Genomic DNA, 12,694 nt, shown 5'->3' on the forward strand with positions numbered 1-12,694 from the left:
ATGGCAGTTCGCAATCCCCTGGCCATCTTCCTGATGGGCCCCACCGCCGCCGGCAAGACCGACCTTGCCATCGAGCTGACCAAGGTGCTGCCGTGCGAGCTGATCAGCGTCGATTCGGCGCTGGTCTACCGCGGCATGGACATCGGCACCGCCAAGCCGTCCAAGGCGCTGCTGGCCGAGCACCCGCACCGGCTGATCGACATCCTCGACCCGGCCCAGAGCTATTCGGCAGCCGATTTTCGCCGCGATGCGCTGCAGGCCATGGCCGAGATCACCGCGCGCGGCAATATCCCGCTGCTGGTGGGCGGCACCATGCTGTATTTCAAGGCGCTGCTCGAAGGCCTGGCCGATATGCCTGCGGCCGATGCGCAGGTGCGTGCCGAGCTTGAAGCCGAGGCTGCACAGCTGGGCTGGCAGGCCTTGCACGCCCAGCTGGCGGCGGTCGACCCCGAATCGGCGGCGCGCATTCACCCCAACGATCCGCAGCGGTTGGTACGGGCGCTGGAGGTGTACCGGGTCAGCGGCATGACGATGACGTCACATCGCGAGCGTCAATCGGCGCAAAGTAGCGTCGCAGGCGCTTCGGGCCAGGAACAATTGCCCTATACTGTCGCCAGCCTGGCAATCGCCCCGCAGGATCGAAAGGTGCTGCACGAGCGAATTGCGCTACGATTTGGGCAAATGCTGGAACAGGGCTTCGTCGACGAGGTCCGATCACTGCGTGCCAGAAGTGACTTGCATGCAGGGCTGCCGTCTATACGGGCAGTCGGTTATCGCCAGGTCTGGGATCACCTTGATGGCAAGTTGAGTGCAGCTGAAATGCAGGAGCGCGGCATCATTGCCACTCGCCAATTGGCGAAGCGGCAGTTTACCTGGTTACGCAGTTGGGCCGATCTGCACTGGTTGGACAGCCTGGCTTGCGACAATCTGCCACGCACCTTGAAATACCTGGGATCGGTCTCCATATTGGGCTGAGTCCCTGCAATTGCCGTCTACTCTTGGGGGTGGGGCGGCCTGAGCCATCATATTTCTTTGATTTTTTACTATTGATCCTTACAGGAGTGCGGCATATGTCAAAAGGGCATTCGCTACAAGACCCTTACTTGAATACTTTGAGAAAAGAGAAGGTCGGCGTTTCGATCTATCTGGTCAACGGCATCAAGCTGCAGGGCACGATCGAGTCGTTCGACCAGTTCGTGATTCTGCTGAAGAACACCGTCAGCCAGATGGTCTACAAGCACGCGATCTCGACAGTGGTGCCGGTTCGTCCGATTCGTCTGCCAAGCGCAGCCGACGCCGAACAGGGCGACGCTGAGCCAGGTAACGCCTGATAGGAGTCTGCTTTGTTCTTTGAGCGCCACGGTGGTGGTGAACGGGCAATCCTCGTTCACTTGGAAGGTCAGAGCCCTGAGGCGCGCGAAGACCCGCAGGAGTTCCGCGAGCTGGCCCTGTCGGCCGGTGCCGATATTGTCGCGTTCGCCAATGTGGCGCGACACCAGCCTACCGCCAAGTTCCTGATTGGCAGCGGCAAGGTCGAGGAATTTCGCGACCTGGTCAAAGCCGAACAGGCCGATTTGGTCATTTTCAATCACACCCTCACGCCCAGTCAGGAACGTAACCTCGAACGTATCTTCGAGTGTCGCGTGCTTGACCGCACGGGTCTGATTCTCGACATCTTCGCCCAGCGGGCACGTACCCACGAAGGCAAGCTGCAGGTCGAACTGGCCCAGCTCGAGCACATGAGCACGCGCCTGGTGCGCGGTTGGACTCACCTCGAGCGGCAGAAGGGCGGTATTGGTCTGCGCGGGCCGGGTGAAACCCAGCTCGAAACCGACCGGCGCCTGCTGCGCATACGCCTGCGCCAGATCAAGGGCCGCCTGGAAAAGGTGCGCAGCCAGCGCGAGCAGGCACGGCGCGGGCGCAAGCGCGCGGATATCCCCTCGGTGTCGCTGGTGGGGTACACCAACGCCGGCAAGTCCACTTTGTTCAATGCGCTGACCCAGTCCGAGGTGTATGCGGCCGACCAGCTGTTCGCCACCCTCGACCCGACCCTGCGTCGGCTCGAGCTGGATGACGTCGGGCCGGTGGTGCTGGCCGACACCGTGGGCTTCATCCGTCACCTGCCGCACAAGCTGGTCGAGGCATTTCGGGCTACGCTCGAAGAGTCGAGCAACTCCGACCTGCTGCTGCACGTGATCGACGCCCATGAGCCGGAGCGCATGGAGCAGATCGAGCAGGTCATGGCGGTGCTCGGCGAGATCGGTGCCGAAGGCTTGCCGATCCTCGAGGTGTATAACAAACTCGACCTGCTCGAAGGGGTCGAGCCGCAGATCCAGCGCGATGCCGACGGCAAGCCGCAGCGGGTATGGGTATCGGCCCGTGACGGTCGTGGCCTGGAGCTGGTGGGGCAGGCGATTGCAGAACTGCTGGGGGATGACCTGTTCATCGGTACCCTGCGCCTGGAACAGCGTTTCGCGCGGTTGCGCGCGCTGTTCTTCGACCTGGGGGCGGTGCAGAGCGAAGACCATGACGAAGACGGCAACACCCTGCTGGCGGTACGCTTGTCCCGGGTCGAGTTCAATCGCCTGGTAAGCCGCGAGGGGATGAAACCGCTGGAGTTCATCGAGCAACACACTTTGCAATACAAGCCCGACCTCGCGGTCGGGCAGCCGTGACAGGCATTCTGTAGCATTGGACGGCGCGCCGTGGGCGCGTCTTTGCTTTATCAGATGGAGAGCGCTATGGCTTGGAATGAGCCGGGTGGCAACTCGAACAATCAGGATCCTTGGGGTGGGCGCCGTGGTGGCGGCGACAAGAAGGGACCACCGGATCTCGACGAGGCCTTCCGCAAGCTGCAGGATAGCCTGAACGGCATGTTCGGCAGTGGCAAGAAACGGGGCGGCGACAGCGGCTCCGGCAAGGGTGCCGGTTTCGGTCTGCTGGGTATCGGCCTGGCCGTACTGGCGGCCATATGGCTGTACAGCGCCGTGTACGTGGTGGACGAACAGGAGCAGGCCGTGGTGCTGCGCTTCGGCAAATACTACGAAACCGTAGGGCCGGGCCTGAACATCTACTTCCCGCCGATCGATCGCAAGTACATGGAGAACGTCACCCGCGAGCGTGCTTATACCAAGCAGGGCCAGATGCTGACCGAAGACGAGAACATCGTCGAAGTGCCGCTGACCGTGCAGTACAAGATCACCAACCTGCAGGATTTCGTGCTGAACGTCGATCAGCCTGAAGTCAGCCTGCAGCACGCGACCGACAGTGCCCTGCGCCACGTGGTGGGTTCCACCTCGATGGACAAGGTGCTGACCGAAGGTCGTGAGCAGATGGCCGTGGAAATCAAGGAGCGTCTGCAACGCTTCCTCGACACCTACCGCACCGGTATCACCGTGACCCAGGTCAACGTGCAGAGCGCGGCAGCCCCGCGTGAAGTGCAGGAAGCCTTCGACGACGTGATCCGTGCCCGTGAAGACGAGCAGCGTGCGCGCAACCAGGCCGAGTCCTACGCCAATGGCGTGGTGCCGGAAGCCCGTGGTCAGGCGCAGCGCATCATCGAGGATGCCAACGGCTACCGCGATGAAGTGGTCTCGCGTGCCAAGGGTGAGGCCGACCGCTTCACCAAGCTGGTCGCCGAGTACCGCAAGGCTCCAGAGGTGACCCGTCAGCGTCTGTACCTGGACACCATGCAGGAAGTGTATAGCAACACCAGCAAGGTCCTGGTATCTGGCAAGGACGGTCAGAGCAACCTGCTCTACCTGCCGCTGGACAAGATGATCGACAGCCGCCGCAGTGGCAGCACCCCGGTCACCAGCGTCACGCCGTCGGCCAATGACGCCGCCAACCGTGCCGCCGCAGACCTGCAACAGCAACAGCGCGAGACGCGCTCCAGGGAGAGCCGCTGATGAGCAATAAATCCCTGATCGCCGTGATCGTCGCCGTGGTGCTGGCGATCGTCGCCTGGAACAGCTTCTACATCGTGGCCCAGACCGAACGCGCCGTGCTGCTGCAATTCGGCCGTGTGGTACAGGCCGATGTGCAGCCTGGCCTGCATGTGAAGGTTCCCTACGTCAACCAGGTGCGCAAGTTCGACGCGCGGCTGATGACCCTTGACGCACCGACCCAGCGGTTCCTGACCCTGGAGAAGAAAGCGGTGATGGTCGATGCCTACGCCAAGTGGCGCGTGCAGGACGCCGAGCGTTTCTACACCGCGACTTCGGGCCTCAAGCAGATCGCCGACGAACGTCTGTCGCGCCGTCTGGAAAGCGGCCTGCGCGACCAGTTCGGCAAGCGCACCCTGCATGAGGTGGTATCCGGTGAACGTGACGCGCTGATGGCTGACATCACCGCTTCGCTGAACCGCATGGCCAGCAAGGAGCTGGGCATCGAAGTGGTCGACGTTCGCGTCAAGGCCATCGACCTGCCCAAGGAAGTGAACCGCAGCGTGTTCGAACGCATGAGCACCGAGCGTGAGCGTGAAGCTCGCGAGCACCGCGCCAAGGGTAACGAGCTGGCCGAAGGCATCCGTGCCGACGCCGATCGTCAACGCCGCGTGTTGCTGGCCGAAGCCTATCGCGAGTCGGAAGAAACCCGTGGTGATGGTGATGCCCAGGCAGCAGCCATCTACGCCAAGGCCTATGGCCAGGACCAGGAGTTCTACGCGTTCTATCGCAGCCTGAAGGCCTACCGCGAGAGCTTCGCCGACAAGAGCGACGTGCTGGTGCTGGACCCGAGCAGCGAGTTCTTCCGCTTCATGGGCAAGACCAAACCGTAAGCATGCACACCCCGCCCGGCGGCTAAAACGTCGGGCGGGGTGCCTCCCGCGAGAAAACGGGTGTATGATGCGGCAGCCGGGAAATTCCCGGCTTTTTTGCGTCTGCAAGATCGATTGGCCTTTATCGGGCCCGGGCTTGTGGCGCACTTCAGGTTTTACGAGGGTATCGGCACTGCGGTTTCGCTGGAATCAGCGCTGCCCGTCATTGTGTGCCGATAGCTGCTTCACTCAAGGCTCGCCCGCGGGCAGGCCGCCCGGACCATAGGGGAAATGGCGTAATGGCAACGGTAGACCGCTGGCTGCTGCCAGATGGCATCGAAGAAGTACTGCCACCTGAGGCGGCGCGTATCGAGATCGCGCGTCGTCAGGTGTTGGACCTGTTCCAGAGCTGGGGTTACGAGTTTGTCGTGACCCCGCATATCGAGTACCTGGAATCGCTGCTCACCGGTGCCGGCCAGGACCTGGATCTGCGCACCTTCAAGGTCATCGACCCGCAATCCGGGCGGCAGATGGGCTTTCGGGCCGACATCACGCCACAGGTGGCGCGCATCGACGCGCACACCCTGCGCCGTGAAGGGCCGAGCCGCCTGTGCTATGCCGGCAGCGTGCTGCACGCCTTGCCACGTGCCCTGTCGACCTCGCGCAGCCCGATTCAGCTGGGCGCCGAGCTGTACGGCGATGCCAGCCCGGTCAGCGACGTCGAGGTCATCAGCCTGATGCTGGCCATGCTGCAACTGGCCGACGTGCCGGATGTGCACATGGACCTCGGGCATGTCGGTATCTACCGCGGCCTGGCCCGTGCGGCCGGCCTGTCGGGCGCGGTCGAGCAGCAGTTGTTCGACGCCCTGCAGCGCAAGGCCATCGACGAAGTGATCGAGCTGACCGCCACGCTGCCGGCTGACCTGGCCGGCATGCTGCGTTCGCTGACCGAGCTGTGCGGTGGGCGCGAAGTGCTCGAGCAGGCACGTGTGCGCCTGGGCCGTGCCCCGGCCGCAGTGCTGGCGGCGCTGGATGACCTGATGGCGATCGCCGAGCGCCTCGCCACGCGTTACCCCGAGCTGCCGCTGTATTTCGACCTGGGCGAGTTGCGCGGCTACCACTACCACACCGGTGTGGTGTTTGCCGCCTTCGTGCCAGGCGTCGGCCAGTCGATCGCCCAGGGCGGTCGCTATGACGACATCGGAGCGGACTTTGGCCGGGCACGCCCGGCTACCGGTTTCTCCACGGATTTGAAGACCCTGGTCACACTGGGGCGAGCCGAGGTGGTGTTGCCGTCTGGCGGGATCTGGATGCCCGACAGCAGCGATGCAGCACTTTGGCAGTTGGTCTGCCAATTGCGCAGTGAGGGCCAGCGGGTGGTTCAGGCCTTGCCTGGGCAGCCGCTGACCGCCGCCGTCGAGGCGGATTGCGATCGGCAATTGATTCAGCAAAACGGGCTTTGGCAGGTTCTGCCGCTGGCCATTTGAGATTCCACGCCGGCACGAGCCGGCGCCAAGTTTGCGCGAATGAGGACAAGTGTTATGGGTAAGAATGTCGTAGTCCTGGGCACCCAGTGGGGTGATGAGGGCAAAGGCAAGATCGTCGATCTGCTGACCGAACATGCTGCCGCCGTAGTGCGCTACCAGGGTGGCCACAACGCCGGCCACACCCTGGTGATCGACGGTGAGAAGACCGTGCTGCACCTGATCCCTTCGGGCGTGCTGCGCGAAGGCGTGCAGTGCCTGATCGGCAACGGTGTGGTGGTTGCTCCCGACGCCCTGCTGCGCGAGATCACCAAGCTGGAAGAGAAGGGCGTACCGGTGCGCGAGCGCCTGCGCATCAGCCCGTCCTGCCCGCTGATCCTGTCCTTCCACGTGGCCCTGGACCAGGCCCGTGAAAAGGCCCGTGGCGAGCTGAAGATCGGCACCACCGGTCGCGGCATCGGCCCGGCCTACGAAGACAAGGTTGCGCGTCGTGGCCTGCGTGTGGGCGACCTGCTCAACATGCCACGCTTCGAAGACAAGCTGCGCGAGCTGGTGGACTACCACAACTTCATGCTGGTGGGTTACTACAAAGAGCCGGCCATCGAGTTCGAAAAGACCCTGGCCGAGTGCAAGGAATACGCCGAACTGCTCAAGCCGCTGATGCTGGACGTGACTGCCGAGCTGCACGACCTGCGTCGCGCCGGCAAGGACATCATGTTCGAAGGTGCCCAGGGTTCGCTGCTGGACATCGACCACGGTACCTACCCCTACGTGACCAGCTCCAACACCACCGCCGGTGGCGTTGCGACCGGTTCGGGCGTTGGTCCGATGTTCCTGGACTACATCCTGGGCATCACCAAGGCCTACACCACCCGCGTGGGTTCGGGCCCGTTCCCGACCGAGCTGTTTGACGACGTTGGTGCGCACCTGGCCAAGCAGGGCCACGAATTTGGCGCAACCACCGGCCGTGCCCGTCGTTGCGGCTGGTTCGACGCCGTCATCCTGCGTCGCGCCATCGACGTGAACAGCATCTCGGGCATCTGCCTGACCAAGCTGGACGTGCTCGATGGCCTGGAAACCATCAACATCTGCGTCGGCTACAAGGACGCAGAGGGCAAGGACGTTGCCCCTACCGACGCCGACAGCTACGTGGGCCTGCAGCCTGTGTACGAAGAAGTGCCGGGCTGGAGCGAGTCGACCGTGGGCGCCAAGACCCTGGAAGAACTGCCGGCCAACGCCCGTGCCTACATCAAGCGTGTGGAAGAACTGATCGGTGCGCCGATCGACATCGTCTCCACCGGCCCGGACCGCAACGAGACCATCGTGCTGCGCCATCCGTTTGCCTGATTCGCTGTAGGCAGTAAAGAACGCCGCTGTCCCTCCGGGCCAGCGGCGTTTTTTTTGGCCAGTTGGTGAAAGGGTCATAAAGGTCAGCCCTGGCTATGAATTTGACCGGTATGCCTGCTGCCCGGCACGGCCTTTGCTGTAAGAATCGTCCTATAAGGTGCCATCACTATAATGGCCCCGCGATACGGAGGGTTCTTGTGTGTCGGCCGTTCTCTCATTGTTACGAAGCCGCCTGTTGCGGCCTGTCTTTGTTGCGTTGGGTATCGCTCTTTTGGTGCAGGTGCTGGTTGCGGTCGCGCTGACGCGGAGCACGGTGACTGCGCTGGAGGCCGATCTGGGTAATCGCCTGGGTGCAGACAGCCAGAAACTGTCGGGTGAACTGGAACAAGCCGGGCGTGAGCTCAGCTCGGGCCTGGACAGCCTTTCGGCCAGTACCCGCCAGCGTTTGTCCGCCGGGCTATCCGCACGCCTTCAGGAGGAGCAGGCGCAACTGCGCGTCACCCTCGAAAAAAGCCTCAAGGAGTCGGCCAATCACATGGCCGAACTGCTGGCATCGGTTGCGCCGCGGGCCATCTGGGATGACGACATACCGGCACTGTCGGAGTTTTCCCGGCGCGCCCAGCGCAATGCCAACGTGCTCTTCGTGGTCTACGACGACGCCCAGGGCCAGCACCTGACCCGCTACCTGAACCGGCAGAACCCGATCAACCAGGCCCTGATGGAAAAGGGCCAGGGCGAACGGGCGCTCGACAAGGTGCTGGACGCGGCGCGCAACGACCCGGCGGTGTACATGATCGAAGCCTCGATCAACCCCAACGGCACCGAGATCGGCAAGGTGGTGATGGGCGTCTCCACGGCGTCGGTCGACAACGAGCTCAAGGCGCTGGACGCGCGCTTCTCGGCGCTGATCGCCAGCGGCGACCAGTTGGTCGGCGACAGCCTGGTGGGCGCTGCGGCCGACAGCAACAAGGCCCTGAGCGCCCGCCTGCAGGCGGCCCAGGCCAGTGCTGCGGCGATGCAGGCCAACACCTCGCAGACCGTGCAGCAAGCGGCGGCGACCCTGCGCTGGAACATCGGCCTGGGGCTGGTGGCGGTGGGCTTCGGCGTATTGCTGGTGGTGGCCGTGGTACTCGGCCGGCGCGTGCTGAGCAAGTTGCGCCTGCTGATTGCCGCGCTCAACGACCTGGCGGCCGGCGACGGCGACCTGACCAAGCGCGTACCGATCGACAGCCGAGACGAGATCGGCGACATGGCTGCAGCGGTCAACCAGTTCGTCGACAAGCTGCAGCCCATCGTGCGCGAAGCGGGCGAGGTGGCGCAACGCACCGGGGTCGAGATCGGCACCATGGCGCAGAACAACGCGGGCGCCGATGCGGCGGCCGCTTCGCAGCGCGATGAAGTGGCCGAGAGCCTGCGTGCCCTGTCGAGCATGGCCGATGAGGCCCAGGCCGAAAGCCAGGCCATGCAGGCAGCGTTGCAGCAGGTGGTGGACATTCGCCAGGCCACCGACGAGAACAGCCGTACCTCGGCCCAGGTGGCCAAGCTGATCGAAGCGTTGGCCGGGCAGGTGGGGGCGGGCTCCAAGGTGATCGAGCGGCTGGCCGAGCAGAGCCAGCAGATCGAGGTGGTGCTGGAGGTGATCCACGGGATTGCCGAGCAGACCAACCTGCTGGCGCTCAATGCCGCCATCGAGGCGGCGCGGGCTGGCGAGACCGGGCGCGGGTTTGCCGTGGTGGCCGACGAAGTGCGGGCGCTGGCGAGCAAGACCCAGAGTTCGACCGGTGATATCCAGGCACACATCGGTGCCTTGCAGCAGGGCGCGCGAGAGGCGGTGGCAGCCATCAGCCAGGCCGGGCGTCAGGCCAGCGAAGGCTTGACCGTGCTCAAGGACAACGCTCGCCTGCAGCAGTCGGTGCAGGTGTCGGTGGAGCAGGTGCATGCGGCGATCGGCCTGGCCACCCGGGCGGCCGAGCAGCAGGCGCAGGGGGCGCAGGCGGTGCGTGGGCGGGTCGAGACGATTCATGCCCAGGCCGAGCGTGCAGCGCAGGTGGTGATGCAGACCACGGCCAGCAGCAAGGTGCTGGATGACCTGGCGGCGCAGTTGAAGGCCAGCCTGGGGCAGTTCAGGGCCTGAGATAGTGTCGTTTGTATCGCGGGTCAAGCCCGCTCCCACAAGGGCCTCATCGATCCTTGTGGGAGCGGGCTTGACCCGCGATGCCTTTCAGGCGCGGTTCAGGTACATCCGCGTCGTCAGCAGGTACACCGGCAACCCCGACACCACAATCAACAGCGCCGCATAGGGCGCCGCCGCCGCGAATTCGACGTTGGCGGTATGCGCCCACACTTCGGTCGCCAGCGTGGTCATGCCGGTGGGGCTGAGCAGCAGGGTGGCGGTCAGCTCCTTCATCGCATCCAGGAACACCAGCGCAAACGCTGCCGCCAGGGCCGGGAAGATGATCGGCAGGGTCACCTTGCAGAACGCCTTGAACGGCGTCGCGCCCAGGGTGCGCGCCGCCTCTTCCAGCTGTGGTGCGGCCTTGGTCAGCGCGGTACGCACCGGCGCCTGCGCCAGCGGCAAGAACAGCAGCGCATAGGCCAGCAACAGCAGGCCGGTGGTCTGGTACAGCGCCGGCACATAGTGCAGGGCGAAATACACCAGGGTCAGCGCAATCACCAGCCCCGGCAGCGCGTGCAGCAAGTAGGGCAGGCGCTCGGCCCAGATCGCCAGGCGGCCCTTGTAGCGCACCACCAGAAAGCTCACCGGTAACGCCAGCAGCAGGCTCACCCCCGCGCCACCCAGTGCCAGCGACAGCGACGAGAACAGCGCCCGGCTGATGTCGGCCACCGGGAAGGCCGCTGACGATCCCACGCTCAGCCAGTAGCCCAGCATGCCCAGCGGGATGCCGCTGCCCAGCACTGCCAGCAGCAGGCAGCTCAACTGCCCCAGTACACTCCAGCCACCCAGGCGGATCGGCTTGGCGCGGCGTGCCACGCCCTGGCCGATGCGCACGTGCCGCGCCTTGCCGCGTACCCGCAGCTCGAACCACAGCAGCAACAGGCACATGAACAGCAGCACCGCCGAGAGCATCGCCGCATTGGCGTTGCTGAACTCCAGCTCGAACTGCTGGTAGATCGCGGTGGTGAAGGTCTGCAGGCCCAGGATCGACAGCGCGCCGAATTCCACCAGCATGTGCAAGGCAATCAGCAGGCTGCCGCCCAGGATCGATGGCCACAGCAGCGGTAGAGTGACCCGGCGGAACACACCCCAGCGGTTGTAGCCCAGGGTGCGGGCCGATTCTTCAAGCGAGGTGTCGAGGTTGCGCAGGGTCGCGGCCACCGGCAGGAACACCAGTGGATACTTTGACAGCGCCATCACCAGGATCGCCCCGCCCAGCCCCTCGAAGCGCGGGCTCAGCGAGACCCAGGTGAAGCCGCTGACGAACGCCGGCACGGCAAACGGCAGGCACAGGATCACGCCCCACAAACGCCGCCCGCGCAAGTCGCTGCGCTCCAGCAGCCAGGCCAGGGCCAGGCCGACCACGGCGCAGGCCACGGTCACCCCGGCCATCAGCAGCAGGGTGTTCTTCATCAGGCCCCAGACGAAGGGCCGCCACAGCAGGTACAACGCCTCGCGCCAGCCGGCCTGCCAGGCCTTGAGGCCCACGTACAGCAACGGCAGCAGGCTCAGGCCCACCAGCAGCAGCACCGGCAGCACCACCCAGATCGAGGGGCGCTTGCGGCGCGGAACATAACGCGCCACAGACGGCGCAGGCAGCACGGCTTCCATCAGAGCAGGCCGACCTCGCGCTCAAGTTCCAGGGCTTCCTCGGCATTGCCCAGGTCGGCCGGGGTGATCTTCGGCGGGCGCAGGTCTTCGAACGGCTTCAGGCCCTGGTCCGAGACCATGCCCTTGTGCAGCGGATACTCGGCGGTGGTCTGGGTGATCACGCGCTGGCCTTCTTCGCTGGCCATCCAGGCGAGCAGGGCCTGGGCTTCCTTGGGGTGCTTGCTGGCCTTGACCGCCGCTGCGCTGGAAATGGTCACCAGGCCACCGACGTCGCCGTCGGCCAGGTAGTAGAGCTTGGAGTCCAGCTGGCCGCGCTCTTTCTTGAGGGCGTACCAGTAGTAGTTGTTCACCAGTACGGCAGCCACTTCGCCGTTTTCCACGGCCTTGAGGGCAACCATGTTGTTGGTGTAGGTCTTGCCGAAGGCCTTGAGGCCGGTCAGCCATTCTTCGGCCGCTTCACGCCCGTGCAGCTTGAGGATGGCCACGGCCTGTTCCTGGAACGCGCCGCTGGTGGGCACGAAGCCGACCTTGCCGTCCCACTCGGGGTCGGCGAAGTCCATCACCGATTGGGGCAGGTCTTTTTCGTCGATCACCTTGGGGTTGAAGGCCACCACGCGGGTGCGAGCGGTCACGCCCATCCAGGTGCCGTTGCTGGCCACGTATTCCTTTGGCAGCACTTGCAGGGTCGAATCGTCGATCTTGGCCAGCAGGCCCTTCTCGCCCAGGTTGTTCAGCGGCGGCGATTCTTCGGTATAGATGACGTCGGCCGGGGAGCGTGCGCCTTCTTCCTCGATCTGGCTGGCCAGCTGGTTGCTGCTGCCCTTGCGGATATTGATGTGAATGCCGGTCTTGGCCTCGTAGGCCTTGGCGATGGCTTCGCCGATTTCCTTGTGCTGGCCGTTGTACAGGGTCAGCGTCACAGGGTCGGCGGCCATGGCGGCGGGTGCTGCGAGCACCAGGCTGAACACGGAAACGGCCAGGCCGCGCAAAATCGGGTTGATGCGGATCGTCATGCGGGTGGTTCCTCGCTTGCGGGCTACAAATCTTGAAACAATGATAAACGATATAGTTTCTCAAGTACGCCCGTGAGGAAAAATTCATGAGCTGACTATCGGTTAACTCACTTGATTTGTTGGGCGGGGCGGGGTGGCAACGCAGCGTCCGAATGGGCGGCAGTGGGGTGAGCTCGAATCGCAGGCATAAAAAAACCCGCTTTCGCGGGTTTCTCTAGAATATGGTGCCCAGAAGAAGACTCGAACTTCCACGACCGTAAGGTCACCAGCACCTGAAGCTGGCGTGTCTACCAATTTCACCATCTGG

The 12,694-nt window shown here is 64.2% G+C and carries 10 protein-coding genes; 8 read left to right on the plus strand and 2 right to left on the minus strand.

Annotation, left to right across the window (positions count from 1 at the left end):
* The 8 genes from miaA (at position 1) to NJH59_RS24900 (ending at position 9,721) form a co-directional block, all read left to right on the plus strand.
* The gene (miaA, locus tag NJH59_RS24865; RefSeq protein ID WP_253087440.1) at positions 1 to 975 is read left to right on the plus strand and encodes a tRNA (adenosine(37)-N6)-dimethylallyltransferase MiaA; all 975 of its coding nucleotides are present in this window, start codon (positions 1 to 3) and stop codon (positions 973 to 975) included.
* Positions 976 to 1,070: 95 nt separating this feature from the next.
* A complete protein-coding gene (gene hfq / locus NJH59_RS24870; protein ID WP_043863535.1) occupies positions 1,071 to 1,331 on the plus strand; it encodes an RNA chaperone Hfq in 261 nt (86 codons plus the stop codon).
* A 12-nt stretch (positions 1,332 to 1,343) separates the two neighbouring features.
* Entirely contained in the window at positions 1,344 to 2,675 is a 1,332-nt protein-coding gene (gene hflX / locus NJH59_RS24875; protein ID WP_058541590.1) for a ribosome rescue GTPase HflX, read from the plus strand.
* Between the two features lie 66 nt (positions 2,676 to 2,741).
* On the plus strand, positions 2,742 to 3,908 hold the full coding sequence (gene hflK / locus NJH59_RS24880; RefSeq protein WP_043863533.1) for an FtsH protease activity modulator HflK: 1,167 nt from the start codon (positions 2,742 to 2,744) through the stop codon (positions 3,906 to 3,908).
* A complete protein-coding gene (hflC, locus tag NJH59_RS24885; RefSeq protein ID WP_043863532.1) occupies positions 3,908 to 4,777 on the plus strand; it encodes a protease modulator HflC in 870 nt (289 codons plus the stop codon). Before hflK ends, hflC begins: the two co-directional genes overlap by 1 nt.
* A 278-nt stretch (positions 4,778 to 5,055) precedes the next feature.
* Positions 5,056 to 6,243, plus strand: coding sequence for an ATP phosphoribosyltransferase regulatory subunit (locus NJH59_RS24890; RefSeq protein ID WP_043863531.1), 1,188 nt, complete (start codon positions 5,056 to 5,058; stop codon positions 6,241 to 6,243).
* Positions 6,244 to 6,297: 54 nt separating this feature from the next.
* Entirely contained in the window at positions 6,298 to 7,587 is a 1,290-nt protein-coding gene (locus NJH59_RS24895) for an adenylosuccinate synthase (RefSeq protein ID WP_058541589.1), read from the plus strand.
* A 199-nt stretch (positions 7,588 to 7,786) separates the two neighbouring features.
* Positions 7,787 to 9,721, plus strand: a complete 1,935-nt coding sequence (locus NJH59_RS24900; protein ID WP_043863529.1) for a methyl-accepting chemotaxis protein — start codon at positions 7,787 to 7,789, stop codon at positions 9,719 to 9,721.
* An 87-nt stretch (positions 9,722 to 9,808) separates the two neighbouring features.
* On the opposite strand, the gene NJH59_RS24905 is transcribed toward NJH59_RS24900, so the two are convergent.
* Both NJH59_RS24905 and NJH59_RS24910 read right to left on the minus strand, forming a co-directional pair.
* Positions 9,809 to 11,374 (minus strand): iron ABC transporter permease, encoded by a 1,566-nt coding sequence (locus NJH59_RS24905; RefSeq protein ID WP_043863528.1) that lies wholly within the window; start codon positions 11,372 to 11,374, stop codon positions 9,809 to 9,811.
* Positions 11,374 to 12,387, minus strand: a complete 1,014-nt coding sequence (locus tag NJH59_RS24910) for an extracellular solute-binding protein (protein WP_043863527.1) — start codon at positions 12,385 to 12,387, stop codon at positions 11,374 to 11,376. The genes NJH59_RS24905 and NJH59_RS24910 overlap by 1 nt, the downstream gene beginning before the upstream one ends.
* Between the last annotated feature and the right edge of the window lie 307 nt (positions 12,388 to 12,694).

This window comes from Pseudomonas sp. VE 267-6A (genome assembly GCF_024126555.1).
GTDB lineage: Bacteria > Pseudomonadota > Gammaproteobacteria > Pseudomonadales > Pseudomonadaceae > Aquipseudomonas > Aquipseudomonas palmensis.

Coding starts and splice junctions, on each gene's coding strand:
- miaA (WP_253087440.1), top strand. CDS start 1: ATGGCAGTTCGCAATCCCCTGGCCATCTTCCTGATGGGCCCCACCGCC.
- hfq (WP_043863535.1), top strand. CDS start 1,071: ATGTCAAAAGGGCATTCGCTACAAGACCCTTACTTGAATACTTTGAGA.
- hflK (WP_043863533.1), top strand. CDS start 2,742: ATGGCTTGGAATGAGCCGGGTGGCAACTCGAACAATCAGGATCCTTGG.
- hflC (WP_043863532.1), top strand. CDS start 3,908: ATGAGCAATAAATCCCTGATCGCCGTGATCGTCGCCGTGGTGCTGGCG.
- NJH59_RS24890 (WP_043863531.1), top strand. CDS start 5,056: ATGGCAACGGTAGACCGCTGGCTGCTGCCAGATGGCATCGAAGAAGTA.
- NJH59_RS24895 (WP_058541589.1), top strand. CDS start 6,298: ATGGGTAAGAATGTCGTAGTCCTGGGCACCCAGTGGGGTGATGAGGGC.
- NJH59_RS24905 (WP_043863528.1), bottom strand. CDS start 11,374: ATGGAAGCCGTGCTGCCTGCGCCGTCTGTGGCGCGTTATGTTCCGCGC.
- NJH59_RS24910 (WP_043863527.1), bottom strand. CDS start 12,387: ATGACGATCCGCATCAACCCGATTTTGCGCGGCCTGGCCGTTTCCGTG.